Below are 25573 nucleotides of genomic sequence, written 5' to 3'. Positions count from 1 at the left end.
GATTGCAATTAAACTCTGCAATTTTTCGCAATCGGAATTAGATCCCCTAAATCCCCCTTAAAAAGGGGGACTTGCGGATCTTGCTTCCCCTAAAAACGGGAACTCAGGAATCTATATAGTTCCTATTCCCCCTTAACAAGGGGGGCTAGGGGGATCTTCCCGTGTCAATTACCGCTGCCCGAAGGACTGCGCTAACAACGAAGGAGATAGGTCAGACCAAGACTGCTTCACTAAGTCAGCCGCAGCCTTAACGCTACCCAGATAGTTACCAGCAGGGAGAGACGGATAGCGACGGTATGGTACTACGTCTTCGCCGAAGTACTGGGCATACTCTGGACTCTCCACCATCGCGTCTACAGCCGCTTTTAAGCCGCCCTCAGACAATAATTTGTTGTACTGTCTGATTTCACCCTGAGTTGCAGGTGCGCGTCCCAACAGGTGTCTGAACAGGAATTCAATCACCTTGGTGTTGGGATAGGGGGTGTAGAAGCGACGACAGTAAATTTCGGAGCTAGCCAAGGCACGGATAAATTCGCGCACCGAGATTTCACCATTACGCAGTTTGCTCTCCAAGTCAGAACGACGGAAGTAAACGGGTACTTGACCGCTAAATACATCCATGACCTGACAGTAAATCGCGTTGATAACTTGGGCGATTTCCCCTTGGTTGGCTCCCTGTGTCATGCGGTAGATCCGCGCTGGTTTGCGGCGAGTCGTACCGACACCAACTTCTACAGATTGTCCGCGTCCGTCGTTATAGGAGCGACCGAGTTCGATAAATAGCGGCTTGCTCTTATCGACTTGCCGTGCTTTGGCTGCCATATCCGCGATCGCTTTTGCCATTAATGGCATATTTTCCGTTGCCATGCGCGGTTGTACTGGCTCGAAGCTGGGAACGACAATATCATCGTTCTGCTTCGTCAGCTGGTTGTATAGCTTCTCGGTATTCGGGAAGTTAGCTGCTGGCAAGGTGGGGAAGCGACGGTAAGGCACGTAGTATTCGCCAAATACCTGAGCGTATTCCGCACTGTTAACCATTGCTCCAACAAAGGCACGTAAACCTTGAGTTGCGAGGATTTGGTTATACTTGCGAATTTCAGCTTGGTCGATGGGGGCGCGTCCTAAGAAATGCTTGGTTCCCTGCTCGATAACCTTGGTGTTGGGATAAGGAGCGTAAAACTCTTTGAGATATAAGTTTGAGTTTCCTAACCCTTCGATAAATTCCTTAACAGTAATTTCACCATTGCCTAATTTGCTTTCTAGGGCGGTGAATTCGTTTTGGGCGATGTAGGGTTCGATGTCGCGCTCGAAGATTTGACGGTAAGCAGCACGGATAACTGTTTGTACGGCTACTTTGTCGCTGTTTTCTTCTAGCTTGAAGATCTTCGTTTGTTCCCGCTGCTTGGTAACACCTTGAGCCACGCGAATCTGAATATCTGGCTGCGTCCGCATTTCGGTAACAGCACCCAGTTCGACAAAGCGGGGAGTTTCTTCCTTATCGACTCTTGCGCCAACATCTTCGCGAATGCTACCAGTACGCAGCGATCGCAGTGCTTGACCTTGAGGTGTCAGATAGCGCTCGTATGGTACGGTATCTTCCCCAAAAGCTTCGCCGTATTCCGGGCTGTCAATAATTGCGTCTACCAGAGCGTAGAAGCCCTTCTTGGCACAAATATCGAAGTACTTGTTGTTTTCTTGTCTGCCATAAGTTGGACGACCCAACAGGCGGCGGTGAATGTATTCGATCGCCTTACAGACATAGAATGGTGTCCAATACAGCTTGCGGAATAGATCCGATTTAGCTAAGGCACGGATAAACTCTCGAAGCGAAATTTCACCGTTTTCCAGTTTAATTTCAGCTACCTTCAGCCGCTGTCCTTCGTACACATCCCGTCCGAATACTTGTAGGTAAGCGGCGCGGATCACGGCTTGAGTCGAACTTTCCGAGAATCTAACGCTAGAAGTTGTAGGAGATTTTCTCCCACCCGTTGCTGGAATTTGATCCAAGCGGAAGACTTTTGCGCCCAAAGTGCCAGGGAATTCACCCCGCGCTCTCGGATTGCTGTTTTGGTTATTAATCCCTGGTCCTTGGTGGATCAAGATCCGCTTAGTATCTTTACCAAAAGGTGCAGGGCTGCTGCTAGGGTTGCGGGTTTCTTTCGGGAAGATTGCCCCAAACTGAATTTCTAACGGATCGTTACCAGAACCATACGGATGTTGGTCGGGTAGCGGTCTATTGTACGCCGCAAATGTCGTGATGAATTGCGGTACTTTGCGGAAGGGGGCGCTGTAATTGAGTAAGTCTTGTTGGGGACCCCAGTTACGACACTCTTGCGCTTCTTGACCCAGACCGCGAATATAAGGTACAGTCTCTTCCCCGAAGTAGTCGGAGTATTCCTGAGAATCTACCAGCGCGTCTATTAGTGCTGATAAGCCACCATTAGAAACAATCGAGAAATATTTCTGGACTTCTTCGCGAGAACTCGGACCCCGACCCAAAATGTGACGAAAAGCCAATTCTAGGGCGCGGCTGTTGATGAATGGCTCGTAAAATTGCTTGCGATACAGGGGCGATTTTGCTAAGCGGCGAATAAACTCTTTCATGGAGATATCGCCGTTCTTAACTTGAGATTCCAAGTAAGAAATCGACTGGCTGTAAGCGCGGGTAATATCGCGCTCGAAGACTTGGCGATAAGCAGCTTTAACAATATCGTTCTTTTCCGCTGCCGATAGCCCTGGTTTCATCGCATACTTGGGTCGTCTTTCTGCCGCATTAAAGTAGATTTGTGGCAGTTGTAACCCTTGCTGGTCGGACGAAGGACGCTGACGCAGTTTATTAGAAGGTGTAGGGGCTTTAAATTCTGTAATCAATACGTCCATGTACTGAGCAACAATATTTGCTGCTTCAGGATTCTGGCGGAAATAAGACAGCGCCGATGCCCGCATTTCCTGCAATGCGACAATGGTTGCTTCGCCAGAACAGGCGTTTTCAATGATCTCCCGCAGACCCCGCACGTTAACAGAGATAATATTTGGATCGCCAGCTACGATCGCATACGTCGCATAACGTAAAAACCACGACAAGTCCCGTAGGGATTTTTGCATGTTCCCAGGACCGTAGCGGGCGACGTTGATGGGGCGAAAACCAGGAGGTGTAGGACCACCGCCACCACCACCAGGACTAGCACTGAAAAGCGATCGCAATCCCTCTAAGAAACCGCCGCCCCGACTCTCAACGTAGGTGATAGTTCCTAACTGCATCCCTTGTTTGACATCAGGTACAGTTGCTGCCATCGCCATTTCTGTTTCTCTGGGTTTTTCCAGATAAGCCATTGGCGAACCACCGACAAAGATGCGGTTAGCGGCACGGGATACAATAATCTCAGAATTTTTTGTTAAAGTTTCAGCAATTTCTAGCCGCTTATTGCCAGAGGCGAAATAGTTGGCTAACTCGTCCAGTTCGCCCCGCCCTAAAAAGCGGTCTTGCTGTTCGGCTTGGGAAATGGTTGCGACTGCTAGCGTTTGATATAGTTGCGGACGTGCAACTGAGCTTCCACCACTTGCCTTAACACTCATTAGATTTCTTAAGCTCCCATCAATAATCGTTACTGTGTTAAGTCTGACCAGGGTGTGAATGAATTCACGTTTGTTTATTTTAGGTTTTTCCCTCCCCAGAAAGGGAATTTTTCTTCACTTATATGAGGTGACGATCGCCTGAAATCAACCTGGTCAGCTTTTAGATTAGAACGTTTTGGGCTCTTTACACCGCTATATTAAGAAGTGTGTAGTTTTCTCAATCTCAATGCCGTTGAATGTAGTCTTACTTACAACATAAGTACTGAGAAAAATTATAAGTTTTGTAACAAATACTGAATTTATGTGAGAGGCGATCGGCTTAACTTAAAGTTTTAGCCATCCGAATAGTTCGTCTGCTGCAAGTTGCATAGCTACTAAATCGGGAACGGGTAGAACTTGAGTAGGTTCTTGTAACAGTTGCGGTTGCTGTCCTAGCGGGTAAACTAAAAGCGATCGCTCGTCAGGATCGACTAGCCATCCCATTTTGCTACCGTGACTGAGACAATGAAGAATATTCCCAGTTACCTTAGTTTGGCTTTGGTCAGGTGAGAGAATCTCAATCGTCCAATCTGGAGCAGCTGCAAACGTATTAGCAACGTCTCCATTTTCATCTACGGGAATTCTATCCCAAGCAAACACGGCTACATCTGGTACGATTGAGCGTCCAGCAAAAGTACAGCGCAGTTCGGGAAAAGCGAGTGCTATTCGTTGCGGTTCAACTACTGCGTTAATTGCTGTTACTAGCCTTCCTTGTAACCTACTGTGTTTTCCTTGAGGCATTGGTTTTTGGATAATTCGTCCGTCAATATACTCGTTAGCTGGTTTTGTTTCTGGTAGCTTCAGAAACTCTTCTAAAGTCAGCTTTTCTACTGCTATCTGTGCCATGTGTTGCTCCTAATAACAGCGATTAAATCAATAATAAGTTGTGTGAGAGAGCGAGCGCATTTTTAGTGACATACCAAACATAACTACTAGGTTGAAACCTATGAAACTACCCAAAAACTAAAGTTCTCTAGTAACAAAATTCTATTCTTGAACCTGACTTTCAATCCACTGACGAAATGAACGAATAAGATCTAAGTAATCGATATTAGCATCCATAGCTTGTTGTAAAAACTGAGCGATTTCTGTAATAGCTACTTCTGGAAATGCCAAACTCTCATGAACTTGAATATATTGTCGATTTTGAAGTTGGTATATTTTCAAAAATTTGCCATCGTAGCGCCACACTTCCAGAACTTCAAGATCTGCGTAGACTGCTAAACGATTCTCGGAACTACTCGTAATATCAATTTCTATAACCAAATCTGGTGGTGGATCTGTATTTAGATCGAGTCGTTTTTTTCCTTGAACTGAGCGCCGATTTTGAATATAAAAACACTCATCGGGTTCAACACCACTCAATTCTGGACGTTTAAAGGTTGTAGAACCCAACGGATAAATTTTAACTTTTAACTCTTCAGCCAACGTTTCCACAAAACGACCGATAATTTTTTTATAAAATTCATGCTCTGGTGATGGAGCCATTATTTCTAAATTGCCACGGTAGTAAGTGAGACGCAAGCGGCGATCTCTCAGTTCGGCTAGCAACCGCTCGTAGGTTTCCCAGCTGATACCAGAAAGCTCAATTCTTTGTTCAAGTGGAGTCAGCGTGTCGATAGCCATAAGATCGTAAATGGAGCGAGTATAGTTTTAGTATATACATTAGGAAAAAGCAATCGCATTTTTGGCATAGCTCGAAAGTAGCCGCCAGGTTAAAAATTTTTTTAACTCGCTATCTACGATTTTAGTTCGCTTTAGGAAACCTATTTTATTTCATTTTTTACCTTGCTTTTGCTCGATATTATGATTCATCTACCCTATCTAGAATCAGAGCGTACAGGGCTGAAGATACTCTAAACTCAGACGTAGCAATTAGGCTATTTACTAACGGCTTGACGGCAATAATTAGATTTTGACGTTTAGATTCAACCAAAATACCTAATACTCCAGTAATCCTTATACCCAGACGATCGGCTTCGGCTCTACCACGACGTTCATCTATTAAAAGTAAATCAGCATTCAGTTCTAAAGCAAGAGCGATCGCCTCAGACTCTCCAAGATCCAACCTTACGTCACGCTGGAGCCGTTCAACGACACCGCGATTCACAACTTGCCTAATTTCAACCCAGGAAGCAGCTTGAATTTCGAGAGTTCCTGGCACTGGAGGATCGATGTCTACTAGTTCGCGATATACTGCTTCGGGAATAATAATTTGATTGTAGAGTTGGGGTAAAAGGTACAAGTGCTGAATTGCTGCCAAATTTGTGATGACTGATGTATCGCTGATGACAATCACAGCCGCCCCAATTCTCTTAAATTTTTCAGATCGAGTTCAAAGTCATCAACATCATAAGAGTAGAGCGGAATATTTCGCTGCTTGAGGAGTTGGCGAAAGACACTAGGCTTCATCTCCGCCAGCTGGCTAGCGTAACCCAAGCTTAAACGACCTATTTGAAACAGGTGCAAGGCAATTTCTTGGCGAAATTCATCTAGAGTCAGTCCAGATGCTTGAAGGATTTCGTCTGAGATTACAACACTCATAGCACTTTACCTCATCAATTATTTGAAGGGATTTACAATTGTCAGTTGCCGCTCGATAACTAAATTATCTTGCATATCTTCTGAATACAGAATCTTAGCATTTGTGGATAATGCAGTAGCAACAATCAAACCATCCCAAAATGACAAACTATAGCGAGTTCGTAAGTTAAATGCATTTATGAGAATATCGCTAGTTAACTTTACTACAGCAACTCGGTTATAAAAAGATTGAATAACTTGCTGAATTTGTTCCTCAGTAAATGCAGCTTTCCTAAGTAATACAGAACAAGTTTCATTTATAACTTGAGTACTGACAATACCATTTACGTTGTTAGTTAACTCGATTGCAATATATCGTTTTCTAACCTCAATAGCCTCATTATAATTTGGATCGGTTGTTAGACGGTAAAGCCAAACATTAGAATCAAGAAAACAAAGTGGATCGTTTATCATCTACCGCTCGTGCATTTCTTCCCGCGAAATCATGCGAATTCCTGAGATTGAAACAGGGTTTTGTGCTAGCTCATCCATAATGTCGAATGGAGTTATTTGTTTTCTAGACTGCTTCAATATAACAATCTTTACAGTAGCAACTTCTGATAATTCTTGCTGATATTCTTCAGGAATGACGATCTTGCCATTTTCCACTCTGGCTTGAAATTCAACACTAGGCATCATTAATACTCCTAAACACTATGCTACTTCCTACTCTAAGCATAGCCGATCGCCCAACAGCGCGATCGCGCTTAGCCGATATACTTCCCTAAAAGCGATAACAACGTTTGCGCTTGACTAAGGTATTTTTGTTACATATCAAAAGTAGCCAATAGCTTGAAACTTACAGAACTATACAAGCTAAATCTGCTTGTCCAGATTAGTATAATCTTATAGAAACGCGATATTTTTCAGCTTTGCATTTACAGAACTAAAAACTAGAGATATGAACACACAATTGGTTGAATCCCTTATACAAGTAATTTTGTCACTTTCACCGGAAGAAAGAAAACTGTTAGAAACAAAATTATTTTGGGATACTTCTGAGCCTACAACTGATGAAATCATGAAACTTGCTCACAGCGGAGGAGCTTTCGAGTTCTTAGCAGATGAGCCAGACTTATACTCTCTTGAAGATGGAGAGCCTATCTAGTGAGTTTAGTAAAGGGTGATATAGTCCTGGCTCCATTTCCGTTTACAGATTTGCAGCAGACAAAACTACGTCCTGCTGTAGTAATATGGGCAGACTCTAGCAATCAAGATGTTACCCTCTGCTTTATTTCCTCGCAAAATCTTTCTAAGTTAGGCGTAGGAGAGTTTGTCATTGATTCTTCAGATTCAGAATTTGCGGGTACTGGATTAAAGGTAAATTCTAAAGTCAGAGTAACTCGAATTGTTACCCTTGAACGTAGGTTAATTACAAGGCGGTTAGGCAAATTAGGAACCAATCAAATTCAGCAGTTGAATGCTGTTATGATTCAGGCTTTTCAGCTTTCATGAAAGTTAAAACTTAAAGAGATGAAACGCGATCGCAAAATCCGATATACTTCCCTAAAAGCGATCGCATTTTTGACATATATCAAAAGTAGCCGCAAATTAACCTACGGCTACACAAACAAACTTATTCTTTAATACCAAAATGCTTATATAGCATTTTCCTTAGTACATTACTACTACGCTTTACAAAATCGTCCTCAGACTCATCTACTTGTGGTTCACCAATTTGGTCACTCAATTCGGACAGGAAAGCATCGTTTTGAACTAAACTAGATACCTGTTCTGAAAACTTTTGTTCTTCATTAGGTTTGAAAAACGGTGATGTAATGGCGCTCATTGAAATAGCTAAAGAAGATTGAATACTAGCCAGAGATATGTTTGATGCTGGTAAACTCTGGTCTGATGACTCTATAGCGTTATCCATAAAATCTTTAAAGCTACTCATTTTTTATCCTGACCTTCATTTTTGTAATTTTTATAGTAAGCACGAATTATCTCTTCCATTGCTGAGATAACTAGTTCAATAATTTTACGTTTTGCTTGCTCAGGTAAAATATTCCATAGCTGCAAGACTAGAGAAGTTAACCATGATAACCAATTAAAGATGAACCACATACTTTTTCTTCAAGTGCATGAGAACAAACTAAATGTGCCTATCCATAGTGTTCCCCAAACTTATTAGAGTCAATCATTGTTGAATATAAAGTATGTAATTTCTGTATTTGTTACCACTTTTGTCTAGGCGATCGCCTCGCCCTATTCATCCGCCCGATAGTACCTACTACACTACATTGCGTCAAACCTTTAAAGCATTAGATCTGGGTTGCTGAACTTCACAACACGTACCCATAGTGGCAGAATTGAAATAGAAATCAAGCAATTTGAAGCGTGTTAGATTCGGGGATAGATTCACCTTCTGCTTGCCAAGCTTCCAAATACATTTCAATTACTTTCTCACCATTACGAATTGCTTCCTCGCGAGTTTTACCATGAGTACAAGGCATAACAACGCGATCGCCAAACTCTAGAATTGTGACTAGAAACAGTCTATTTTTATCAGACTATTATTATTTTATTACTTAAGTGAGTAGCATTCACTCATGAGTAGCTTCGCTAAGAGCTTTATGAATCAATTCATCACTTACACCATGACGTTTTAGACTGGCAATTAATGCAGAAACAGTATTACCTTCCAATCGCTCAATATCTACTCGAAGTCCCTGACCAATATATGCTCGAATTAAAGGCTGATAACCGGAGAATCCAAGTAGTGGCGCTAACCGTTTTAAATCGTCTACGACATCTTCAGGAATACGAATGGTAACAGCGATCATGGGGCGATTCTTATCTAATCGTTTTTTCAAAGTTTCAGTTTTCATAGTGTTCGCGCTCCTTACGTGTTGCTCTCCGAGCTGAAATAATCCGAATTATGTTGTCTTGATCGAACTCAATATGAACCACATATAAAAGATTCCATCGACTATCCATGCCAATAATTGCATCCCGTGCTTCATCATTGCGACTGGCATCAACCACAACTAGAAACGGATCGAAGAAGGCTTCTGCGGCTTGCTGAAATGTTATTCCATCATGCTTGTCAAGATTATTTCGAGCTTTTTCCTCATTCCATACAAAGGTAATGCCATTCAGCACAAAGTATGTGTCCATACCTCATAGTGTAGGCAAATCGTATTTACATTGTCAATACAATAACACCTGTAACCCGTATTCCGCTACACTACATTGATGCTGCCCTCATAGCCCATCCATGTCAGACTCCCAAAGCATTAGTGCTGCTGTCGCCAAACTCTACGATACGTATCCCTTTCCTCCAGAACCGCTACTCGACGAACCGCCTCCTGGCTATAACTGGCGCTGGAATTGGCTAGCCGCCTATAGCTTCTGTACCGGACAAAAACCGCAAAAACAAGATATCCGCATTCTCGATGCTGGCTGCGGTACGGGGGTAGGAACGGAATACTTGGTTCACCTCAACCCACATGCCCAAGTTGTAGGAATCGATTTGAGTGCGGGTGCTTTGGCTGTGGCGCGGGAACGCTGTCAGCGTTCGGGTGCTAATCGCGTTGAATTTCAACACCTGAGTTTGTACGATGCGGAACAACTACCAGGGGAATTCGATTTAATTAACTGCGTGGGAGTGCTGCACCACTTACCAGATCCGATCCGTGGGATTCAAGCCATTTCATCTAAACTAGCCCCAGGCGGAATCATGCACATCTTCGTGTATGGAGAAATAGGGCGCTGGGAAATCAAATTAATGCAACAGGCGATCGCACTGCTGCAAAATGACAAACAGGGCGATTATCGCGATGGCGTACAAATTGGCAGAAAACTATTTGCTTCTCTACCAGAAAACAATCGTCTTGTCAAACGCGAAAAATCACGCTGGGCGATGGAAAATCAGCGAGATGAATGTTTTGCAGACATGTACGTTCATCCGCAAGAGATTGACTACAATATTGATACATTATTCGATTTAATTGATGCTTCTGGGTTAACTTTCTTGGGCTTTTCTAACCCAAATTTTTGGCAAATAGAGCGGCTTTTGGGCAAAGATCCGAGTTTATTGGAGAGAACTAACCCATTGAGCGATCGCGCTAAATATCGTTTAATCGAACTATTAGATCCAGAAGTTACCCACTACGAATTTTTCTTAGGTCGTCCATCGCTACCGCAAGCCGATTGGTCGTCAGATGCAGCCTTACTCGCAGCCATTCCCGAACTAAACCCTTGTATAGATGGCTTTCCGAGTCGCTGCTTGTTTAACTACGACTATCAAATCGTTAATCTAACAGAAACCGAACTGGAATTTTTACAGGCTTGCGATCGCAACTTAACAATAGGTGAAATTTTAGCTAACGTAGAACTGGGCATAGAAGGGGTGCGATCGCTCCTTTCCCAACAACTAATCGTACTTTCGCCTGGTTAACTCTTTTTTAAGTATTGTTACCGTAACGTGGTATGATTCTACGTGGCTCATTAGAGTCGAAACATTAGCGTCAGCGTCATTTGCGAGTTTTTGTGAACTTGTCAGACGAATCAACAACACCAACACCTGCAACTGAGGAATCTCAACCTGGTTCCACTACCACACAAGACAAGACTTCCTCAATGCAAGAGTTTTATCAACTCTTCCAAGGATTATTGTCAATCACCCTTGGATTGACGGGGTTTATTTTTATCTCTGTGTGGATTTTCTATTCCCTCAACACTGCCCTGAACTATTTGCTCGGAGCAGTCACAGGTATGGTTTACTTAAAAATGTTGGCTAGAGACGTTGAGCGGCTAGGTCAAGAAAAAAGACAACTGAGTAAATCTCGGTTTGCCCTATTTATTGGTGTGATTGTAGTCGCAACTCAATTGCGTCAACTACAGATTCTGCCGATATTCTTGGGGTTTCTGACTTACAAAGCCACACTTCTCGTCTATACGATTCAATCTGCTTTCATTCCTAACTCTAAATAAGTTAGGAAACCGCAAAACCAATCGCCCCATTCTCGCTTTTTGGGAAAACTGCTTGAATGCAAATGCTTAGCGTCACAAACACCTTTAATTTATTCCCTCTTGCCTCGTTGGAAGTAGGTCAACATTTTTTATGGCAATTGGGCAATCTCAAAATTCATGGGCAAGTGTTTCTCACCTCGTGGTTTGTGATTGGCATTCTAGTAGTTGCTTCGATAGCAGCTACTCGGAACATCCAGAAAGTTCCTAGTGGTATCCAAAATTTAATGGAATACGCGCTAGAATTCATTCGGGATTTGACCAAGAATCAGATTGGTGAGAAAGAGTATCGTCCTTGGGTTCCATTTATTGGCACGCTATTTCTGTTCATTTTCGTATCGAATTGGTCTGGTGCTTTAATTCCCTGGCGGTTAATTAAGTTGCCATCAGGTGAATTAGCCGCTCCAACTAACGATATTAATACAACAGTAGCGCTGGCGTTGTTAACTTCTTTAGCGTACTTTTACGCGGGTTTTAGCAAACGCGGTTTAGGGTACTTTAAAAAGTATATTGAGCCAACGCCAATTCTGTTACCAATCGCAATTTTGGAAGATTTCACCAAACCTCTTTCCCTAAGCTTCCGACTATTTGGTAACATTTTAGCGGATGAATTAGTAGTAGCGGTTTTAGTTCTACTCGTACCTCTGTTTGTACCTCTGCCAGTGATGGCATTAGGTTTGTTTACTAGTGCGATCCAAGCCCTGGTTTTTGCTACCCTCGCAGCAGCATACATTCATGAGGCGATGGAGGGTCATGGTGGTGAAGAACATGAGGCTCATTAGAGCAACTCATGATGAAGTCAGAAAGTCGGAAGTCAGAGTTAATTGATAACTGATAACTGACAACTGAAAAGAAAGTTTGTTGTGTACTCAAAGTAAGGAAAATCAAGATGGATCCATTAGTTTCTGCTGCTTCAGTTCTAGCTGCCGCATTAGCAATCGGTTTAGCTGCAATCGGTCCTGGTATCGGTCAAGGAAATGCTGCGGGTCAAGCAGTAGAAGGTATTGCTCGTCAACCCGAAGCAGAAGGAAAAATTCGCGGTACTCTGCTGTTGACTCTAGCATTCATGGAATCGCTAACCATTTACGGTCTGGTAATTGCCCTAGTATTACTGTTTGCTAACCCCTTTTCCTAAAACCTAAATTCTTATCTTTGTAGAGACGTTCTTAAGAGCGTCTCTACAACTGAGTGAGAACTTTTTTCAATCGGATCGCGTGTAAATTGCCTCTCAAACAACAGAGGATTTTTAGAATATGAAAGGGTGGATGATGTTGCTTGGCATGAAAACAGCCATTCAAGCCAAAGGGGAGAAATAATGTTTGATTTTGATGCTACCTTGCCCTTAATGGCGTTGCAGTTCCTACTGTTGGCATCTGTATTGAATGTCATTTTCTACAAGCCACTAACAAAGGCACTGGACGACCGCGATAATTACGTCCGCACGAATAATGTTGAAGCAAAAGAACGTTTGGCGAAAGCAGAGCGATTAGCAAAAGAATACGAGCAGCAAATAGCAGATGCTCGTCGTCAATCGCAAAAAGTTGTTGCCGACGCTCAAGCAGATGCACAAAGAATAGCGGCGGAAAAAATAGCAGAGGCACAAAAAGAAGCCCAAGCACAACGAGAACAAGCAGCTCAAGAAATTGAGCAACAACGACAAGCAGCTATGGCTTCGTTGCAGCAACAGGTAGATGCCCTCAGTCGCCAAATCGTAGAAAAGCTGTTAGGAACAGTAACCAGTTGAACAGTGACCAGTGACCAGTGACCAGTGACCAGTGAATTCTAACTTCTGACTCCTGATTCCTGACTCCTGATTTCTGACTCCTGACTCATAACTGATAACTGATAACTGACAACTGACAACTGAAAATGTGGATGGGTATGATGGGAAGTTTTATCTGGTTGGTGACACAAGGTAGCCCACTACTTGCTGAAGCGGCAGAAGCAGAAGCAGAAGCAGGCGGGTTTGGTCTTAATTTTGATATTTTAGAAACAAACCTAATTAACCTGGCTATTCTTGTTGGCGTACTAGTATATTTTGGCAGCAAGGTAGTAGGAAAAACCTTGAGCGATCGCCGCGAGCGCATAGAAACAGAAATTGTAGCGGCAGAAAACCGCGCTAAAGAAGCAGCAGCAGCACTGCAAAAACAGCAGCAAAGATTGACAGAAGCTCAAGCGGAAGCCGAAAGAATTCGCCAAAGCGCGACAACGAACGCTCAACAAGCCAAAGAGCAAATCTTGGCTCAGGTGGGAATAGATATTCAACGCTTAAAAGAGACAGCAACTCAAGATTTAAATACGGCAAGAGAACGAGCGATCGCTCAACTGCGAGCTTCTGTAGTTGCAATGGCTTTACAAAAGGTAGAATCCCAATTGGAATCGGGATTAGACGAAAATATCCAACAACAAACAATCGATCGCAGCATAGCACTACTAGGAGGCAGTAAATGAGCAGCAATGCCATGAACGAACAGGTAGTGCAGCCTTACGCCCAGGCATTGATGTCTGTGGCGCGTAGTAATAACCTCACGGAACAATTCGGCGAAGATGCCCGTACTTTAACGAATTTGTTGCGGGAATCAGAGCAATTTCGTAACTTTCTCGCTAACCCCTTCGTCAGCATCAGCGACAAGAAGGCAGTATTGGGGCGAGTTGTCGGCGATAATGTCAACCCCTACATGCGTAACTTCTTAATGCTGTTGGTAGACCGCCGCCGCATTATTTTGTTAGAAGGGATTTGTCAACAGTATCTCGCCCTCCTGCGGCAACTGAATCAAACTGTTTTAGCCGAAGTCACTTCAGCTGTCGAACTGACTGAAGAACAAAAGCAAGCTGTGCGGGATAAAGTCATTGCCATGACCAACGCCCGTCAGGTAGAACTAGAAACAAGAATCGACCAAAGCTTAATCGGTGGTGCGATCGTCAAAGTTGGTTCTCAAGTGATCGACGCTAGTATCAGAGGACAACTGCGCCGCCTTTCTTTACGACTTACTAGCGGCACTTAAAAAGGACGAAGAAAGAAGGACAAGGGAGACAAGGAGGACAAGGAGGAAAAATTCTCCCCCCTCTCCCTTGTCTCCCCCCTCTCCCTTGTCTTCACCACTCCCGATTCCCAAAATTCCTTAACACAAACTCACCATGATCAGTATCAGACCTGACGAAATCAGCAGTATTATTCAGCAGCAAATCGAGCAATACGACCAAGAAGTTAAAGTTGCTAACGTTGGTACGGTATTGCAAGTAGGAGATGGTATCGCCCGGATCTATGGCTTAGAAAAAGCTATGGCTGGCGAACTCTTAGAATTTGAAGATGGAACCGTTGGTATCGCCCTGAACCTAGAAGAAGACAACGTAGGTGCGGTATTGATGGGTGAAGGTCGCGACATCCAAGAAGGTAGTTCCGTTACCGCTACAGGTAAAATTGCCCAGGTTCCAGTTGGAGAAGCCACAATCGGACGTGTTGTGGATGCTCTCGGTCGTCCGATTGATGGTAAGGGAGACATAAACACCTCAGAATTCCGTTTGATCGAGTCTGGCGCACCTGGTATCGTAGCGCGGCGTTCGGTATACGAACCAATGCAAACAGGAATTACCGCGATCGATGCAATGATTCCTGTAGGTAGAGGACAGCGGGAATTAATTATCGGTGACAGACAAACAGGTAAAACCGCGATCGCCATTGACACGATCATCAACCAGAAAACCGAAGATGTCATCTGTGTATACGTCGCGATCGGACAAAAAGCTTCCACCGTTGCTAACGTAGTCCAGACCTTACAAGAGAAGGGCGCAATGGACTACACCATTGTCGTTGCAGCTAACGCCAGCGACTCTGCTACCCTCCAGTACCTCGCGCCATACACGGGGGCAGCATTGGCAGAGTACTTCATGTACAAAGGCAAGGCAACTCTAATCATTTACGATGACTTGTCCAAGCAAGCTGCTGCTTATCGCCAAATGTCCTTGTTGCTACGTCGTCCACCAGGACGGGAAGCATACCCTGGAGACGTATTCTACCTCCACTCCCGCTTGTTGGAACGTGCGGCAAAACTTAGCACCGAACTAGGCGAAGGCAGCATGACAGCCCTACCAATTATCGAAACCCAAGCAGGGGACGTATCGGCTTACATTCCTACCAACGTAATTTCCATTACCGACGGTCAAATCTTCTTAACTTCCGACTTGTTCAACGCTGGTATTCGTCCGGCAATTAACCCTGGTATTTCCGTATCGCGGGTAGGTTCGGCAGCTCAAACCAAGGCAATGAAAAAAGTTGCTGGTAAGCTGAAATTGGAGTTGGCACAATTTGACGAATTGCAAGCTTTCTCGCAATTTGCCTCCGACTTGGATAAAGCCACCCAAGACCAGTTGGCACGGGGTCAGCGTTTGCGGGAGTTGTTGAAACAGCCACAAAACTCGCCACTATCGGTATTCGAGCAAGTTGCCATCCTCTACGCTGGGATTAACGGCTATATGGACGACATCGCCGTAGATAAAGTTACCACTTTCACCAAAGGACTGCGGGAATACCTGAAAACCAGTAAACCCAAGTATGGTGAAATCATTCGTAGCGAACGACAACTTACCGATGAAGCCGAAAAGTTGTTGAAAGAAGCAATTACCGAATACAAACAAACCTTCTTGGCAACTGCTTAGGTAATGGTTAATGGTTAATGGTTAATAGTTAATGGTTAATGGCAATTAACTATTAACTATTAACTATCAACGAATACCAACTACCAACTACCAATTACCAAAAGACGATGGCTAATCTCAAATTAATCCGCGATCGCATTCAGTCGGTCAAAAATACGAAAAAAATTACAGAAGCGATGCGTTTGGTGGCAGCGGCTAGGGTGCGTCGCGCTCAAGAACAAGTACTTTCTACTCGTCCGTTTGCCGATCGCTTGGCACAAGTACTGTATAATCTACAAACTCGCTTGCAGTTTGAAGATGTCAACCTACCGCTATTCAAAAAACGAGACATTCGCTCCATTGGTTTGCTGGTAATTACAGGCGATCGCGGCTTGTGCGGTGCTTATAATACCAACGTGATTAAACGGGCAGAAAACCGCGCCAAAGAACTTCAAGCTGAAGGCTTGGAATACAAATACATCCTTGTCGGACGCAAAGCCATCCAGTATTTTCAACGCCGCAACCAACCCATTGATGCAACGTATACGGGTTTAGAGCAAATTCCTACAGCGGCAGAAGCTTCTAATATTGCTGACGAGTTGCTTTCCCTGTTTTTGTCGGAAAGCGTAGACAGAGTGGAGTTAATCTATACCAAATTCGTCTCGTTAGTTAGTTCTCGCCCAGTGGTACAAACTCTGCTACCATTAGACGCTCAAGGTTTTGAAGCTGCAGACGATGAAGTTTTTCGGCTGACTACCCGTGGTGGTGAATTTGAAGTGGAAAGACAGAAAGTTTCTGCCACTGCACGGAGTTTTCCCAAGGATATGCTATTTGAGCAAGATCCCGTACAAATTCTCGATGCTCTGTTGCCTTTGTACCTGAATAACCAATTATTGCGTGCATTACAAGAATCTGCTGCTAGCGAACTGGCAGCACGTATGACAGCCATGAATAACGCCAGCGACAACGCTAGCGAATTGATTAATACCCTTACGCTGTCTTACAACAAAGCACGGCAAGCCGCCATTACCCAGGAAATTCTGGAAGTTGTCGGCGGTGCGGAAGCTTTGAAATAAGATTTCCCCAACCCCCCTTAACAAGGGGGCTAGGGGGATCCTCTGTATCTGCCTGCCAAAATCTCCACGACGAATTATAATGAGATAAGAAGTACATGGGGCTTTCAAGGTTTCGACAGGTTGGCGAAAGCTGCTCTGTGATACAGGTCGAGAGTGAGTCTCCTCTCGTAAATCAAAGGCTCAAAAAAACGTAACTGCGAACAACATCGTTCCTTTTGCTCGTAAGGCTGCTCCTGTAGCTGCCTAATAATCTCTCAAAGATTCGAGCGCTTGTAGTTTGACTCCGTTAAGGACTACAGGCAAACCCCAACGGATGCTCTAGCAAGGTTTCTTCGATTTACTTGCTAGTTAAGACTTAATCGAAGCATCCTACGTGCGGGATAATGCACGATCCCCGCCTTGAGGGTCAAAAAGGCTAAGCCTGTGAACGAGTGGGGGGTTAATACCCAATTTGGACACGGGTTCGATTCCCGTAAGCTCCACTTAAAAACCAAAACTGAGTTACCCACCTTGATGTTAAATTCCGGGTGGGTAATTTTTTGGCGTAACCATAGATATAAAATGTTGGTGCGATCGCCACCGCAATAATACAGATTTTTCCCAACAGCGTCTTAAATTATTTCCGCAATCTTCACCAAGAAGATTAGCTGTTGCTTGTGCCAATGTTAATCTAGCAGACTTGCGAGCGGTCTTGACTAGTACTGCTAATTGTACTGGGTTCGTCAGCTATGAGAACTTGTCTGAAGTTTACTGTATTATTTCGCGTCTGAGAATTTCTATGAATTTCCAATTTAACTTGTTAAAGTTTCCACTGTGGCAATATTTGACTCAGCCTATATTTGATGCCAATACGAAATTAGTTCTCAATCCTCAACAGTTTGAGGCGCAACATAGAATCCTGCTTTTAGAGCGTTGCTGGTGTAAAGAGTACGACTCGAAGGATAGTTTTTTCAATAAGTAGGACGGGTGAAAAAACCGCATAATCCTAAAGTTTAGTAAGCGGGTGATGGGACTCGAACCCACGACATCGACCTTGGGAAGGTAGCGTTCTACCACTGAACTACACCCGCAACTTAGCTTTTGAACACATACATATCTGTATATCGTACTCAAAAAATACTCAATGGGCAAGAAGAAAAGAAGTCCAAGAGGCGGTGTACATATGGAAGCTGTCGGGAATTCGCTGAGAATCAGATTTATGGCAACCGCTGGTGGAAAACAAATATGCTTTCACCCATGAGATTTCCAATTTTTCACTACCTTCATGCATTCCTTTGTTGCCTTTAGGTGTTCCTGATTTTCCTTAACATGTTCCTGCGAAGCTTTGATAAACTCCTCTTTTGAGTTTTCATTGTGCTTCCGAGCCGCTTGGGAGTGTTTCAGTGAAGCATCAGCGTGTTTTTGCGCAGCCTTACCGTATTTTTCGATTAGCTCTCCATGCGTACTCTGTGGCTCTCCAAGATTTTGTAAGAGCTTTCCAGTTTCCTTAGTATACTTAGCCTGTTTCTGTGAGGCTATGGCGTGTTCCTCAGCAGCCAATGCATTCTCTTCTGACACCCCAGACATAACCTACCTACAGATAACTAAGTTTGTCTAGTGTAGCCCTGGTGTCTGCTTCTGCTCATCCGGCAATCGGCTGATTATTTGATATGTACTAATAAAATTCCCACCAACTAGCGTTGCGGTAGGAACGGCTGGTAGGAAGGACATGAAAAACCTATATTGTTGCCTTATCCAATATTGATTTACTAATATGCAGTTTTCATTAACCAATAGGCTGAACTATTTGTCATAAGTGGTTGTTAATTAGAACACATACTAATCCTTACAGTATGTACTCTATTGCCTAGTTTTTACTGGAGAGATAGTAACGAATAATGTTTTCTAACTCATCAATGCTGTAAGGCTTGGTAACGCATTCTAGACAACCCTTGGAGATTCAAAAAGAGATTATCTACTCGCTGCTGAGACTAGTCCTGTGTTATGCTGCTGACGAAAGAAAATCTTGGTCAGAATTGGGGCTGCCAAATTATGGGTGCAGCGATCGCCCGTCATGTCATAACTGTATTAACAGCTAGCAGCTTGTTTGTCGCTCAACCAACATCAGCAATCCCTGCGAGCGAATACCGTGCCTTGGGATTATCCTATCGTGCAGCGGCAAAATATCCAGAAGCGATCGCGGCTTTGCAAAAGTCTGTAGAACTCGAACCGCAAAATCTCTCTGGACGAGTTTTGTTAGGCTGGACGCAACACCTAGCCGGACAAAAAGAAGCGGCGGCTGAGTCTTTAATTCAAGTTTTATATCGCGATCCGATTTCTATTCCAGCTCTCAACGCTTTGGGAATTGTTTATTTAGTCAGTGGTAAATTGAATGCTGCTGTATTCGTTCACGCATGGGCAGCAATTTTACAACCAAAAAATGAGATTGCCTATTACAATCTCAGCTTAGCTTTTGAGCGATTGCAGTCCTACGAACCTGCAATTAGTGCGGCAAAACGCGCCGCCCAGCTAGAACCAACCAACCCTCATCCTTTAGTTGCTCTCAGTCTCGCCCATTGGCAGAAGGGCGAGCGCGCTGCGGCTGAAGCTGCTTATCGACAAGCGTACAACCTAGATGCACGGTATGGCGATCGCATTTTTCTCAACCATCTCCTGCAAGCTGGGTTCAGCCAGTCGCAGATTGAGATGACAAAACACATTTTAGCCGCAACTTTTCCCTAACTCTCACTCGAAATGTAGTTTTTTAACAAGGTTTAAACAAAAAATAAATAAAATTTGCTTGCATAAATAATTAATATTGATTAACTGTTCTTGAACTTACAAGAATACTGTTATATACGAAACTATAGCAATCCTAGATGGATCGTGAAATCGATTGTCCGTATAGAGACGTTACATGTAACGTCTCTATACGGGAAACGTTCACACATCAATTTGGATTGCTATATAACCATTACTAAAATCTTTTTATGATGGATAATTCGTATCCCTTCGAGGACAATCAACTTATAGAAGAATTAGCTAGAAATCTCAATTTGGCAACACCAGAATATTCAGCATTGCCAGAAGCAGAGAAAACAATAGATCGGCGGGCGATTGAAGATGTATTTAACCTACTGCTAAGATATATCATTCTGAAACAAGAAATATACATTTCTACATCGAATTTATCCAATCGACAACAAATCACAACTATCTTCGATCGCCTTGCTCCGACAATTTGGATGAAGCTATCTATAATTGGAGCGAGTTTTTTTATTTCGGCTGCTATTGGATTAGGTTTGTTCAATCCAACAGCAACAGCACCTATCAGAATATATATTTATCTTTTTGGTTTTTTTGGCTTATTGTTTGCCATCCTTTGGGAAGTTAGATGGTTAAGACAGTTATCGAGTCAACAAGTAATTCGCAACCCAAAAGAAATAGCCTGTTTGGATTTTGAAGTAACTAGAGCACACGCGATTGGCTATGAATTAGATTTAGTCGATAAAATTATTAAAACGGCAAATTTCAGCAAACAAGCGCTCCAGTATGTTGAAAATAAAATTCACTCCGAACTATCATTTCAGACGCAACAGGTAAATCTAGCACATAAAATTATTAAAATAGCTGCAATTTTTATTGTTCTAAGCTTAGTTTATACTTCTATGCCCTTGCAGCTTTTACTAAACTCAATTTTGTTAAATAACCTAGCAATACTCAACTCTATCGTGGCAGTTATAGCCGTATTGGGTGCAGGTGTAATTCTATTTGTAGAATGGGTGGGAGACACAGTTGTACAGAGAAAAATTATTAGCTACAAAATTTGTGAGAATATATTAAAACAAGCGCGAGTGCTGTTAGAAGATTGATTTGTCTTTCATTAAGAAATCGGCAGTTGGAAGTTGGAATTCAGCAGATAATATTTACCTCTCACCAACTACCAACAACCAATTACCAACAACCAATTACCAATTACCAATTACCAATTACCACCCTCATTTCTCCACTCCTGAATGCCCTACAAGATCGCCCACAGGTTCAAATCGCCCGCCTAAGTATTTTGCTAAAAATTCCTCGGCTTTAGCATAGAAATGCAAGCGATTTTCGGGACGGGCAAAACCATGTCCCTCATCTGCGTACAGCAGATATTCAACTGGTCGATTGGATTGCCGCATTGCTGCCACAATTTGTTCGCTTTCTGCTTGTTTTACCCTCGGATCGTTAGCTCCCTGTCCAATTAACAAAGGTTTTTGGATGCGATCGCAGTAAAATAAGGGCGATCGCGATTTGAGAAATTCTGGTTCCGTCTCTAAATTTCCCAAACGATGAGCAAACATAGCTTTCATCGGTTCCCAGTAAGGCGGAATACTCTGCATCAGCGTAATTAAATTGCTGGGACCGACGATATCAACTCCAGCTGCAAATACCTCTGGCGTGAAAGTTAACCCCGCTAGCGCCGCATAGCCACCGTAGGAACCACCCATAATCGCTACTTTTTGAGGGTCAGAAATACCTTGTTCTACTAACCAATTGACTGCATCGATCAGATCGTCGTGCATCTTTGCGCCCCATTCGCGGTTTCCCGCATTCAGAAACGCCTTACCGTAGCCAGTAGAACCGCGAAAATTGACTTGCAATACCGCATAACCTCGGTTCGCCAGCCATTGCACTTCTGGATCGTAACCCCAAGTATCCCGCACCCAAGGACCTCCATGCACTAGAAGAATTGTTGGTAAGTTCTTAGCTGCAATTCCTACAGGTGTTGTGAGATAGCCGTGAATTGTTAACCCATCTCTTGTAGGGTAGGAGACAGGTTGCATGGTTGCTAATTGCAACTCTTCGAGTTTGGGTTGGTTGCTAAAAAGTAAAGTGCTACTTTTGGTCGTGCGATCGTATGTGTAGTAGTAAACTGGTCCATTGTCAGTGATGTAAGCCACTAACCAAGTTCGATCTGCCAAGTCACGGCTAGTAATGTTGTATTCTCCAGGGCGGACTTGGGCAATTACTTCTAGATCGTCAGCTATACTGCGATCGAGAATTTGCCACTCTTGTTTGTCGCGGTAAAAAGAAACCGCTTGCAAAACACGATCGGTTGGGTGAACGATGACACTATCAACATCGTATTCTGGATCTTCAGCAATAACAGTCTCTTGACGAGTCGCTAAGTCTAGGGCGAGGAGGCGTTGGGCGTTAGCATCGTGACTGCCGACGATATACAAAGTTTTGTCATCAGCAGAAAAACTAACAGCGTAGCCTTCATCCTCAGAACTCCAGTGGCGTAAATTTTCCCAAGCTGCCTGTGGGGATTCGCGGTAAAGTAGGTCGTACCCACCATCAGCCGTAGCTGCGATCGCAGCTTGAACTTGAAACTGAGTATTCACAGTCCAAGAGACAATGTTACCTGGGTTTTCCGTGTCAAACTCTACTGCCCCATTTTTGAGGTTAACGCGGTAAACATCGTGCTTGCTTAAATCTGGCAAATTTAATCCCACCAAAAATTCATGCGGGAAGTTATGGTCTAAGGCGAGGGGTTGCGCCTGTACCCCTTGAAACGGAGTCAGGTCGCGGACAATATTCGTATTGATATTGACTGCATAACAGTGCCAGTTTTCATCGCCATCGGCATCTTGAAGGTAGATTAGCTGTTCGCCATCAAACGTCCAGAAGTACATGCGGATACCCCGTTTTTTATCCTGGGTCAGTTGGCGATCGTCTTGTTGTCCTACAGTACGCACCCACACTTGAAGGATATTTTTTTCATCTGGAGCAATATACGCCAAATACTTGCCATCTGGGGAGAGTTGAGGACGGGCGCGTTCTGGGTTGCCGAAGAGAATTTCCCGTGGAATTAATGGTGGTAGTTGCGTTTGAGGTTGACTGACTGTTGTTGTCACCATACTTGCCTCCTGATAATTGCTCTTTTACGATTGTTACCGCAATTGAGCAAAAGCCGCAGGATGGTTAGGGAATGCGATTGGCGATCGCTATGATTTGTGTACGTCACCACTTAAAAGCGAAGCCAGCGATCGACAGCAATCCCCAGAAAACTAGTGCGCTGCCAATGCCAAACCAAAGCGACGGAATTTCTTGTAGAACTACAGATGCAAATAACACTGCAAACATTGGCTCTAGCAGTAATATTGCAGTTGCCAGTACGACTGGTAAACGCTGCGCCGCTACTGCATAGCATAAAAATGGTCAAGCAGTGGAGAAAATTCCCAACCCTAATCATACGAGAATAACTTGTCGATCGATTTCGATTCCAATTGACGCTGGGAAGAGAACTGCGCACAAAAAAGATAAGATACTTCCTACTGGAGATTAGACTATTTTCCGGTGCGAAACCTAAAAGTCTTACAGTGATTGAAATAGAAGTTTTAGGTACTCAATCCGAGTCAGACTGGTGAGGGGTGTTACGAAAGAAATATCACATGGATAGAAAATTTAGCACTCTGGTGCAATTAACTGGTCAGATGGATGCTGAAATGGTTGAGATTGACCGTCTTCTGGATGATAAGAAACTAATGGAGTTAGTTGAAACTGATTTATCAGAGCGTTCTCCCCATTCTACCAAAACCGGAAGAAATTCAATTCCCGTAGAAGTCATACTACGGATGATAGCTCTGAAACATTTACGTTATCTAAGTTACGAAAAACTCCTCAAAAATGTAAATGAAAGTTTAGTTTTAAGACAGTTTTGCCGAATATATTTTCATCCACTACCGAGCAAGAGTACGCTAATTCGTTAGTCAAATCAAATTAGGAAAAAACTTTGAGTAAAATTAATCAACGGCTAACTCAAATAGCTATCGAGCTAAAATTCACTCAAGCACAAAAAATGAGAACAGATGGAACAGTAGTAGCCACAAATATTCACTTTCCTTCTGACAATAGCTTATTAGTAGATGGAGTGAGAGTTCTGAGTCGTCTCTTGTGTAAGGCTAAAGAAATTCTGATTACAGACTCAAAAATTCATCCTCGATTATTCCAAAACCGTCATCGGACAGCTAGAAAAATTTCTCGCGCTTATTGATAGTCTATCTCAAGCTCGAAGCCAATTGGGTCGTCAAAATAGAGAACAAGCTTATCGCCAACTACTTGAATTGACCCAAGCTAGTTTAAGACAAGCTCAAAAAGTACAGGTTCTTCTCAAGAATACGAGCGGTTCGCGAGTCGCAAAAATCGTTCGAGATTTGGCTATTTTTCTACCTCTTTCATGGGCAATGACGCTGGCTAATTGAGTTTCGTTCTGGGCGAATCTCATCAACCCCGTGTGGACGTAGACAAAACCGCCCATTGTGGCAAAAGCATTAACGCTATTATTATTTACGACTTGAAACGTATAGGGAATGTCAGAGCGATCGCTACTTTTTACCAACCGCTGCCCGATCTGATTCACGTATCGCTCGATCTGGGGATTGCGGTATAGTTTAACTTCTTTTGTAACTAGCTGCTGATTAATCTGCTTGCCTAACTCAACTTCTTGTGAATCGGAAATAGTAGACAATTGAATCACTTGCACTCCCTGACGCAAAATATCTAACCAGGGAATTGCCTGGATAATTTGAGGCGAACCGACAAAAAGACCAACCGCCATCAAGAACGCTAGAAATGGATACTAGGAACGGCGAAGACGACGGGTAAAGAAAGAAAAAAGGTTAGACATAAATTTGAACTGAGCATAGTTATTTAATTCTCTGGCGGAGAACTGCGGACTTCTTCCACTTCTCCAACTTCAAAAATTAGAGTGAAACGCTGTCCCATTTCGCGATGAATAAAATCTTCTAATAACTGCACCTGTCGAGGTGTCACTGGTTCCTTTGCCCGCACGTTCAAGCGAACTTGGGGTGGATTTGTAAACCAGTTCGTCTCTTTGCTAAGCAACTCCAACCGTTGAAAAGTAATAGTTTGACTTACTAAAGCTCGTTGCAAACTAGTTTCTAGCTGTGTCTGTCGGATCAGGCGGAAAAAGCTAAAACCGAGGGGCAGCAGCAGAATTACTGTTAAGAATATAGTCCAGATGAGGGGTTTTTTTGCCTGTGCCAGCGAGGTATAGCCTACTACTAAAAAAGTGAGCATACACGCTAGAGTAATACCCAGCAGGTTAGTTAAGTAAAGGATTGTTGCTCCCAGACTCAGCCACCAATCAGCCCGTGATAAACCCAAACCGATCGTGCAAATCGGTGGCATCAAAGCCACAGAAATTGCAGTTCCGGCAAGACTGCCAGAAATTTTTGGTTCTGCCTTGGCATAGCCGCTAATTGCACCAGCCGCCACAGCAATACCCAAATCTAATAGCGTTGGTCGAGAACGGGATAAAATCTCGCTGCCAAAGCTGGGAAGACTGACAATTAAACCCAAGCAGTAGGAAATTATCACGGATAAAAACGTTCCTATTCCCAGCGCGATCGCGCCTTCACGGAACAAAATAACACGACCTTGCAAAGCACCTAGAGCTATGCCTCGAATTGGCAACATTAAAGGTGCGATAATCATTGCGCCAATAATCACGGCAGCACTGTTTGATAGCAAACCAAGGGTGGCAATGACACAAGAACTGATAGTTAAAGCTAAATAAGACGAGCTTAACTTTGATTCCTCCAGCAACTCTGTATGGAGTTGCTGAATTTCTAACGGATGAGATTTTTTGTTCCTGAAGTTATGGAAGCGATCGCGAATATTACTGAACAAGCCTTTCTCCCACTTGG

Annotated in this window: 30 protein-coding genes, 1 tRNA gene, 1 other RNA gene and 1 pseudogene; 15 read left to right on the top strand and 18 right to left on the bottom strand. The window is 43.5% G+C overall.

The features are described 5' to 3' along the window. Positions 1-168: 168 nt before the first annotated feature. The 7 genes from M5J74_RS22570 to M5J74_RS22540 form a co-directional block, all read right to left on the bottom strand. The gene (locus M5J74_RS22570) at positions 169-3576 is read right to left on the bottom strand and encodes a phycobilisome rod-core linker polypeptide (RefSeq protein WP_015156255.1); all 3408 of its coding nucleotides are present in this window, start codon (positions 3574-3576) and stop codon (positions 169-171) included. A gap of 324 nt (positions 3577-3900) precedes the next feature. Continuing rightward, positions 3901-4461 (bottom strand): Uma2 family endonuclease, encoded by a 561-nt coding sequence (locus tag M5J74_RS22565; RefSeq protein WP_250013306.1) that lies wholly within the window; start codon positions 4459-4461, stop codon positions 3901-3903. A 141-nt stretch (positions 4462-4602) separates the two neighbouring features. Then, positions 4603-5241, bottom strand: a complete 639-nt coding sequence (locus tag M5J74_RS22560) for a Uma2 family endonuclease (protein ID WP_015156253.1) — start codon at positions 5239-5241, stop codon at positions 4603-4605. A gap of 178 nt (positions 5242-5419) precedes the next feature. After that, positions 5420-5914: a DUF3368 domain-containing protein gene (locus M5J74_RS22555; protein ID WP_250013304.1), complete on the bottom strand. Its 495-nt coding sequence runs from the start codon at positions 5912-5914 to the stop codon at positions 5420-5422. Continuing rightward, on the bottom strand, positions 5911-6159 hold the full coding sequence (locus M5J74_RS22550) for a UPF0175 family protein (RefSeq protein ID WP_015156251.1): 249 nt from the start codon (positions 6157-6159) through the stop codon (positions 5911-5913). Before M5J74_RS22550 ends, M5J74_RS22555 begins: the two co-directional genes overlap by 4 nt. A gap of 18 nt (positions 6160-6177) precedes the next feature. After that, positions 6178-6612, bottom strand: coding sequence for a PIN domain-containing protein (locus M5J74_RS22545; protein ID WP_106218196.1), 435 nt, complete (start codon positions 6610-6612; stop codon positions 6178-6180). Next, positions 6613-6837, bottom strand: a complete 225-nt coding sequence (locus M5J74_RS22540; RefSeq protein ID WP_015156249.1) for a hypothetical protein — start codon at positions 6835-6837, stop codon at positions 6613-6615. Between the two features lie 262 nt (positions 6838-7099). On the opposite strand from M5J74_RS22540, the gene M5J74_RS22535 reads away from it, so the two are divergent. Both M5J74_RS22535 and M5J74_RS22530 read left to right on the top strand, forming a co-directional pair. After that, positions 7100-7306, top strand: coding sequence for a hypothetical protein (locus M5J74_RS22535; protein WP_015156248.1), 207 nt, complete (start codon positions 7100-7102; stop codon positions 7304-7306). Further along, positions 7306-7653, top strand: a complete 348-nt coding sequence (locus M5J74_RS22530) for a type II toxin-antitoxin system PemK/MazF family toxin (RefSeq protein ID WP_106218197.1) — start codon at positions 7306-7308, stop codon at positions 7651-7653. The genes M5J74_RS22535 and M5J74_RS22530 overlap by 1 nt, the downstream gene beginning before the upstream one ends. A gap of 121 nt (positions 7654-7774) precedes the next feature. Here M5J74_RS22530 and M5J74_RS22525 read toward each other — a convergent pair whose 3' ends face one another. The 5 genes from M5J74_RS22525 to M5J74_RS22505 all read right to left on the bottom strand — a co-directional run bounded on the left by M5J74_RS22525 (position 7775) and on the right by M5J74_RS22505 (position 9318). Continuing rightward, positions 7775-8095 (bottom strand): hypothetical protein, encoded by a 321-nt coding sequence (locus M5J74_RS22525; protein WP_015156246.1) that lies wholly within the window; start codon positions 8093-8095, stop codon positions 7775-7777. Then, complete coding sequence (locus M5J74_RS22520; RefSeq protein ID WP_015156245.1) at positions 8092-8265, bottom strand: hypothetical protein; 174 nt, start codon at positions 8263-8265, stop codon at positions 8092-8094. Before M5J74_RS22520 ends, M5J74_RS22525 begins: the two co-directional genes overlap by 4 nt. A 257-nt stretch (positions 8266-8522) precedes the next feature. After that, positions 8523-8696 (bottom strand): type II toxin-antitoxin system HicB family antitoxin, encoded by a 174-nt coding sequence (locus M5J74_RS22515; RefSeq protein ID WP_127024209.1) that lies wholly within the window; start codon positions 8694-8696, stop codon positions 8523-8525. A 48-nt stretch (positions 8697-8744) separates the two neighbouring features. Continuing rightward, the gene (locus M5J74_RS22510) at positions 8745-9029 is read right to left on the bottom strand and encodes a hypothetical protein (RefSeq protein ID WP_015156244.1); all 285 of its coding nucleotides are present in this window, start codon (positions 9027-9029) and stop codon (positions 8745-8747) included. After that, the gene (locus M5J74_RS22505) at positions 9019-9318 is read right to left on the bottom strand and encodes a BrnT family toxin (protein WP_015156243.1); all 300 of its coding nucleotides are present in this window, start codon (positions 9316-9318) and stop codon (positions 9019-9021) included. Before M5J74_RS22505 ends, M5J74_RS22510 begins: the two co-directional genes overlap by 11 nt. Positions 9319-9418: 100 nt before the next feature. Here M5J74_RS22505 and M5J74_RS22500 point away from each other — a divergent pair, with 100 nt between their 5' ends. From M5J74_RS22500 to ssrA, 10 genes are all read left to right on the top strand, one after another. Then, positions 9419-10600 carry a bifunctional 2-polyprenyl-6-hydroxyphenol methylase/3-demethylubiquinol 3-O-methyltransferase UbiG gene (locus tag M5J74_RS22500; RefSeq protein WP_250013302.1) on the top strand — a complete coding sequence of 394 codons (1182 nt, stop codon included), beginning with the start codon at positions 9419-9421 and terminating at the stop codon, positions 10598-10600. A gap of 92 nt (positions 10601-10692) precedes the next feature. After that, positions 10693-11136: an ATP synthase subunit I gene (locus M5J74_RS22495; RefSeq protein ID WP_015156241.1), complete on the top strand. Its 444-nt coding sequence runs from the start codon at positions 10693-10695 to the stop codon at positions 11134-11136. Positions 11137-11192: 56 nt separating this feature from the next. Then, positions 11193-11954: a F0F1 ATP synthase subunit A gene (gene atpB, locus M5J74_RS22490; RefSeq protein ID WP_015156240.1), complete on the top strand. Its 762-nt coding sequence runs from the start codon at positions 11193-11195 to the stop codon at positions 11952-11954. A gap of 107 nt (positions 11955-12061) precedes the next feature. Then, the gene (gene atpE / locus M5J74_RS22485; RefSeq protein WP_008233924.1) at positions 12062-12307 is read left to right on the top strand and encodes an ATP synthase F0 subunit C; all 246 of its coding nucleotides are present in this window, start codon (positions 12062-12064) and stop codon (positions 12305-12307) included. 180 nt (positions 12308-12487) lie between these two features. Then, entirely contained in the window at positions 12488-12916 is a 429-nt protein-coding gene (locus tag M5J74_RS22480) for a F0F1 ATP synthase subunit B' (RefSeq protein ID WP_015156239.1), read from the top strand. A 131-nt stretch (positions 12917-13047) separates the two neighbouring features. Further along, positions 13048-13623, top strand: coding sequence for a F0F1 ATP synthase subunit B (locus M5J74_RS22475; RefSeq protein WP_041463379.1), 576 nt, complete (start codon positions 13048-13050; stop codon positions 13621-13623). Continuing rightward, entirely contained in the window at positions 13620-14177 is a 558-nt protein-coding gene (gene atpH / locus M5J74_RS22470) for an ATP synthase F1 subunit delta (RefSeq protein ID WP_015156237.1), read from the top strand. The genes M5J74_RS22475 and atpH overlap by 4 nt, the downstream gene beginning before the upstream one ends. A 133-nt stretch (positions 14178-14310) precedes the next feature. Then, positions 14311-15828, top strand: coding sequence for a F0F1 ATP synthase subunit alpha (gene atpA, locus M5J74_RS22465; RefSeq protein WP_015156236.1), 1518 nt, complete (start codon positions 14311-14313; stop codon positions 15826-15828). Between the two features lie 107 nt (positions 15829-15935). Further along, positions 15936-16883 (top strand): F0F1 ATP synthase subunit gamma, encoded by a 948-nt coding sequence (locus M5J74_RS22460; RefSeq protein ID WP_015156235.1) that lies wholly within the window; start codon positions 15936-15938, stop codon positions 16881-16883. A 97-nt stretch (positions 16884-16980) separates the two neighbouring features. Beyond that, positions 16981-17368, top strand: a transfer-messenger RNA (tmRNA) gene (gene ssrA, locus M5J74_RS22455). Positions 17369-17881: 513 nt separating this feature from the next. Here the strand turns inward: ssrA and M5J74_RS22450 are convergent. Beyond that, positions 17882-17953: transfer RNA gene (locus M5J74_RS22450), tRNA-Gly, on the bottom strand. A gap of 160 nt (positions 17954-18113) precedes the next feature. Beyond that, positions 18114-18449 carry a hypothetical protein gene (locus M5J74_RS22445; RefSeq protein WP_106167218.1) on the bottom strand — a complete coding sequence of 112 codons (336 nt, stop codon included), beginning with the start codon at positions 18447-18449 and terminating at the stop codon, positions 18114-18116. Between the two features lie 417 nt (positions 18450-18866). Between M5J74_RS22445 and M5J74_RS22440 the strand changes: the two genes are divergently transcribed. Continuing rightward, the gene (locus M5J74_RS22440) at positions 18867-19604 is read left to right on the top strand and encodes a tetratricopeptide repeat protein (protein WP_250013294.1); all 738 of its coding nucleotides are present in this window, start codon (positions 18867-18869) and stop codon (positions 19602-19604) included. Between the two features lie 248 nt (positions 19605-19852). After that, positions 19853-20734, top strand: a complete 882-nt coding sequence (locus M5J74_RS22435; RefSeq protein ID WP_106218780.1) for a hypothetical protein — start codon at positions 19853-19855, stop codon at positions 20732-20734. 126 nt (positions 20735-20860) lie between these two features. On the opposite strand, the gene M5J74_RS22430 is transcribed toward M5J74_RS22435, so the two are convergent. Continuing rightward, positions 20861-22762: a S9 family peptidase gene (locus tag M5J74_RS22430; protein WP_015156230.1), complete on the bottom strand. Its 1902-nt coding sequence runs from the start codon at positions 22760-22762 to the stop codon at positions 20861-20863. Between the two features lie 103 nt (positions 22763-22865). Continuing rightward, entirely contained in the window at positions 22866-23000 is a 135-nt protein-coding gene (locus tag M5J74_RS33625; protein WP_371934073.1) for a hypothetical protein, read from the bottom strand. 275 nt (positions 23001-23275) lie between these two features. Here M5J74_RS33625 and M5J74_RS22420 point away from each other — a divergent pair. Then, positions 23276-24076: pseudogene (locus tag M5J74_RS22420) on the top strand (transposase); the annotation flags it as partial. On the opposite strand, the gene M5J74_RS22415 reads toward M5J74_RS22420, so the two are convergent. Together M5J74_RS22415 and M5J74_RS22410 are read right to left on the bottom strand one after the other, a co-directional pair. Beyond that, positions 23995-24462, bottom strand: a complete 468-nt coding sequence (locus M5J74_RS22415) for a M48 family metalloprotease (protein ID WP_250013292.1) — start codon at positions 24460-24462, stop codon at positions 23995-23997. The pseudogene M5J74_RS22420 and the gene M5J74_RS22415 sit on opposite strands and share 82 nt — an antisense overlap. Positions 24463-24554: 92 nt before the next feature. Then, the gene (locus M5J74_RS22410; protein WP_106167213.1) at positions 24555-25556 is read right to left on the bottom strand and encodes a DUF389 domain-containing protein; all 1002 of its coding nucleotides are present in this window, start codon (positions 25554-25556) and stop codon (positions 24555-24557) included. Positions 25557-25573: the final 17 nt, after the last annotated feature.

This window comes from Chroococcidiopsis sp. CCNUC1 (assembly GCF_023546805.1).
Taxonomy (GTDB): domain Bacteria; phylum Cyanobacteriota; class Cyanobacteriia; order Cyanobacteriales; family Chroococcidiopsidaceae; genus Chroococcidiopsis; species Chroococcidiopsis thermalis.
This window is presented reverse-complemented; position numbering and strand designations above follow the sequence as displayed.

Bases quoted from the DNA above. Each gene is read 5' to 3' on its own strand.
- M5J74_RS22570 (WP_015156255.1), bottom strand. From the start codon at position 3,576: ATGAGTGTTAAGGCAAGTGGTGGAAGCTCAGTTGCACGTCCGCAACTA.
- M5J74_RS22565 (WP_250013306.1), bottom strand. From the start codon at position 4,461: ATGGCACAGATAGCAGTAGAAAAGCTGACTTTAGAAGAGTTTCTGAAG.
- M5J74_RS22560 (WP_015156253.1), bottom strand. From the start codon at position 5,241: ATGGCTATCGACACGCTGACTCCACTTGAACAAAGAATTGAGCTTTCT.
- M5J74_RS22550 (WP_015156251.1), bottom strand. From the start codon at position 6,159: ATGAGTGTTGTAATCTCAGACGAAATCCTTCAAGCATCTGGACTGACT.
- M5J74_RS22545 (WP_106218196.1), bottom strand. From the start codon at position 6,612: ATGATAAACGATCCACTTTGTTTTCTTGATTCTAATGTTTGGCTTTAC.
- M5J74_RS22540 (WP_015156249.1), bottom strand. From the start codon at position 6,837: ATGATGCCTAGTGTTGAATTTCAAGCCAGAGTGGAAAATGGCAAGATC.
- M5J74_RS22535 (WP_015156248.1), top strand. From the start codon at position 7,100: ATGAACACACAATTGGTTGAATCCCTTATACAAGTAATTTTGTCACTT.
- M5J74_RS22525 (WP_015156246.1), bottom strand. From the start codon at position 8,095: ATGAGTAGCTTTAAAGATTTTATGGATAACGCTATAGAGTCATCAGAC.
- M5J74_RS22520 (WP_015156245.1), bottom strand. From the start codon at position 8,265: ATGTGGTTCATCTTTAATTGGTTATCATGGTTAACTTCTCTAGTCTTG.
- M5J74_RS22510 (WP_015156244.1), bottom strand. From the start codon at position 9,029: ATGAAAACTGAAACTTTGAAAAAACGATTAGATAAGAATCGCCCCATG.
- M5J74_RS22505 (WP_015156243.1), bottom strand. From the start codon at position 9,318: ATGGACACATACTTTGTGCTGAATGGCATTACCTTTGTATGGAATGAG.
- M5J74_RS22500 (WP_250013302.1), top strand. From the start codon at position 9,419: ATGTCAGACTCCCAAAGCATTAGTGCTGCTGTCGCCAAACTCTACGAT.
- atpB (WP_015156240.1), top strand. From the start codon at position 11,193: ATGCAAATGCTTAGCGTCACAAACACCTTTAATTTATTCCCTCTTGCC.
- atpE (WP_008233924.1), top strand. From the start codon at position 12,062: ATGGATCCATTAGTTTCTGCTGCTTCAGTTCTAGCTGCCGCATTAGCA.
- M5J74_RS22480 (WP_015156239.1), top strand. From the start codon at position 12,488: ATGTTTGATTTTGATGCTACCTTGCCCTTAATGGCGTTGCAGTTCCTA.
- M5J74_RS22475 (WP_041463379.1), top strand. From the start codon at position 13,048: ATGGGTATGATGGGAAGTTTTATCTGGTTGGTGACACAAGGTAGCCCA.
- atpH (WP_015156237.1), top strand. From the start codon at position 13,620: ATGAGCAGCAATGCCATGAACGAACAGGTAGTGCAGCCTTACGCCCAG.
- atpA (WP_015156236.1), top strand. From the start codon at position 14,311: ATGATCAGTATCAGACCTGACGAAATCAGCAGTATTATTCAGCAGCAA.
- M5J74_RS22460 (WP_015156235.1), top strand. From the start codon at position 15,936: ATGGCTAATCTCAAATTAATCCGCGATCGCATTCAGTCGGTCAAAAAT.
- M5J74_RS22445 (WP_106167218.1), bottom strand. From the start codon at position 18,449: ATGTCTGGGGTGTCAGAAGAGAATGCATTGGCTGCTGAGGAACACGCC.
- M5J74_RS22440 (WP_250013294.1), top strand. From the start codon at position 18,867: ATGCTGCTGACGAAAGAAAATCTTGGTCAGAATTGGGGCTGCCAAATT.
- M5J74_RS22435 (WP_106218780.1), top strand. From the start codon at position 19,853: ATGATGGATAATTCGTATCCCTTCGAGGACAATCAACTTATAGAAGAA.
- M5J74_RS22430 (WP_015156230.1), bottom strand. From the start codon at position 22,762: ATGGTGACAACAACAGTCAGTCAACCTCAAACGCAACTACCACCATTA.
- M5J74_RS22415 (WP_250013292.1), bottom strand. From the start codon at position 24,462: ATGGCGGTTGGTCTTTTTGTCGGTTCGCCTCAAATTATCCAGGCAATT.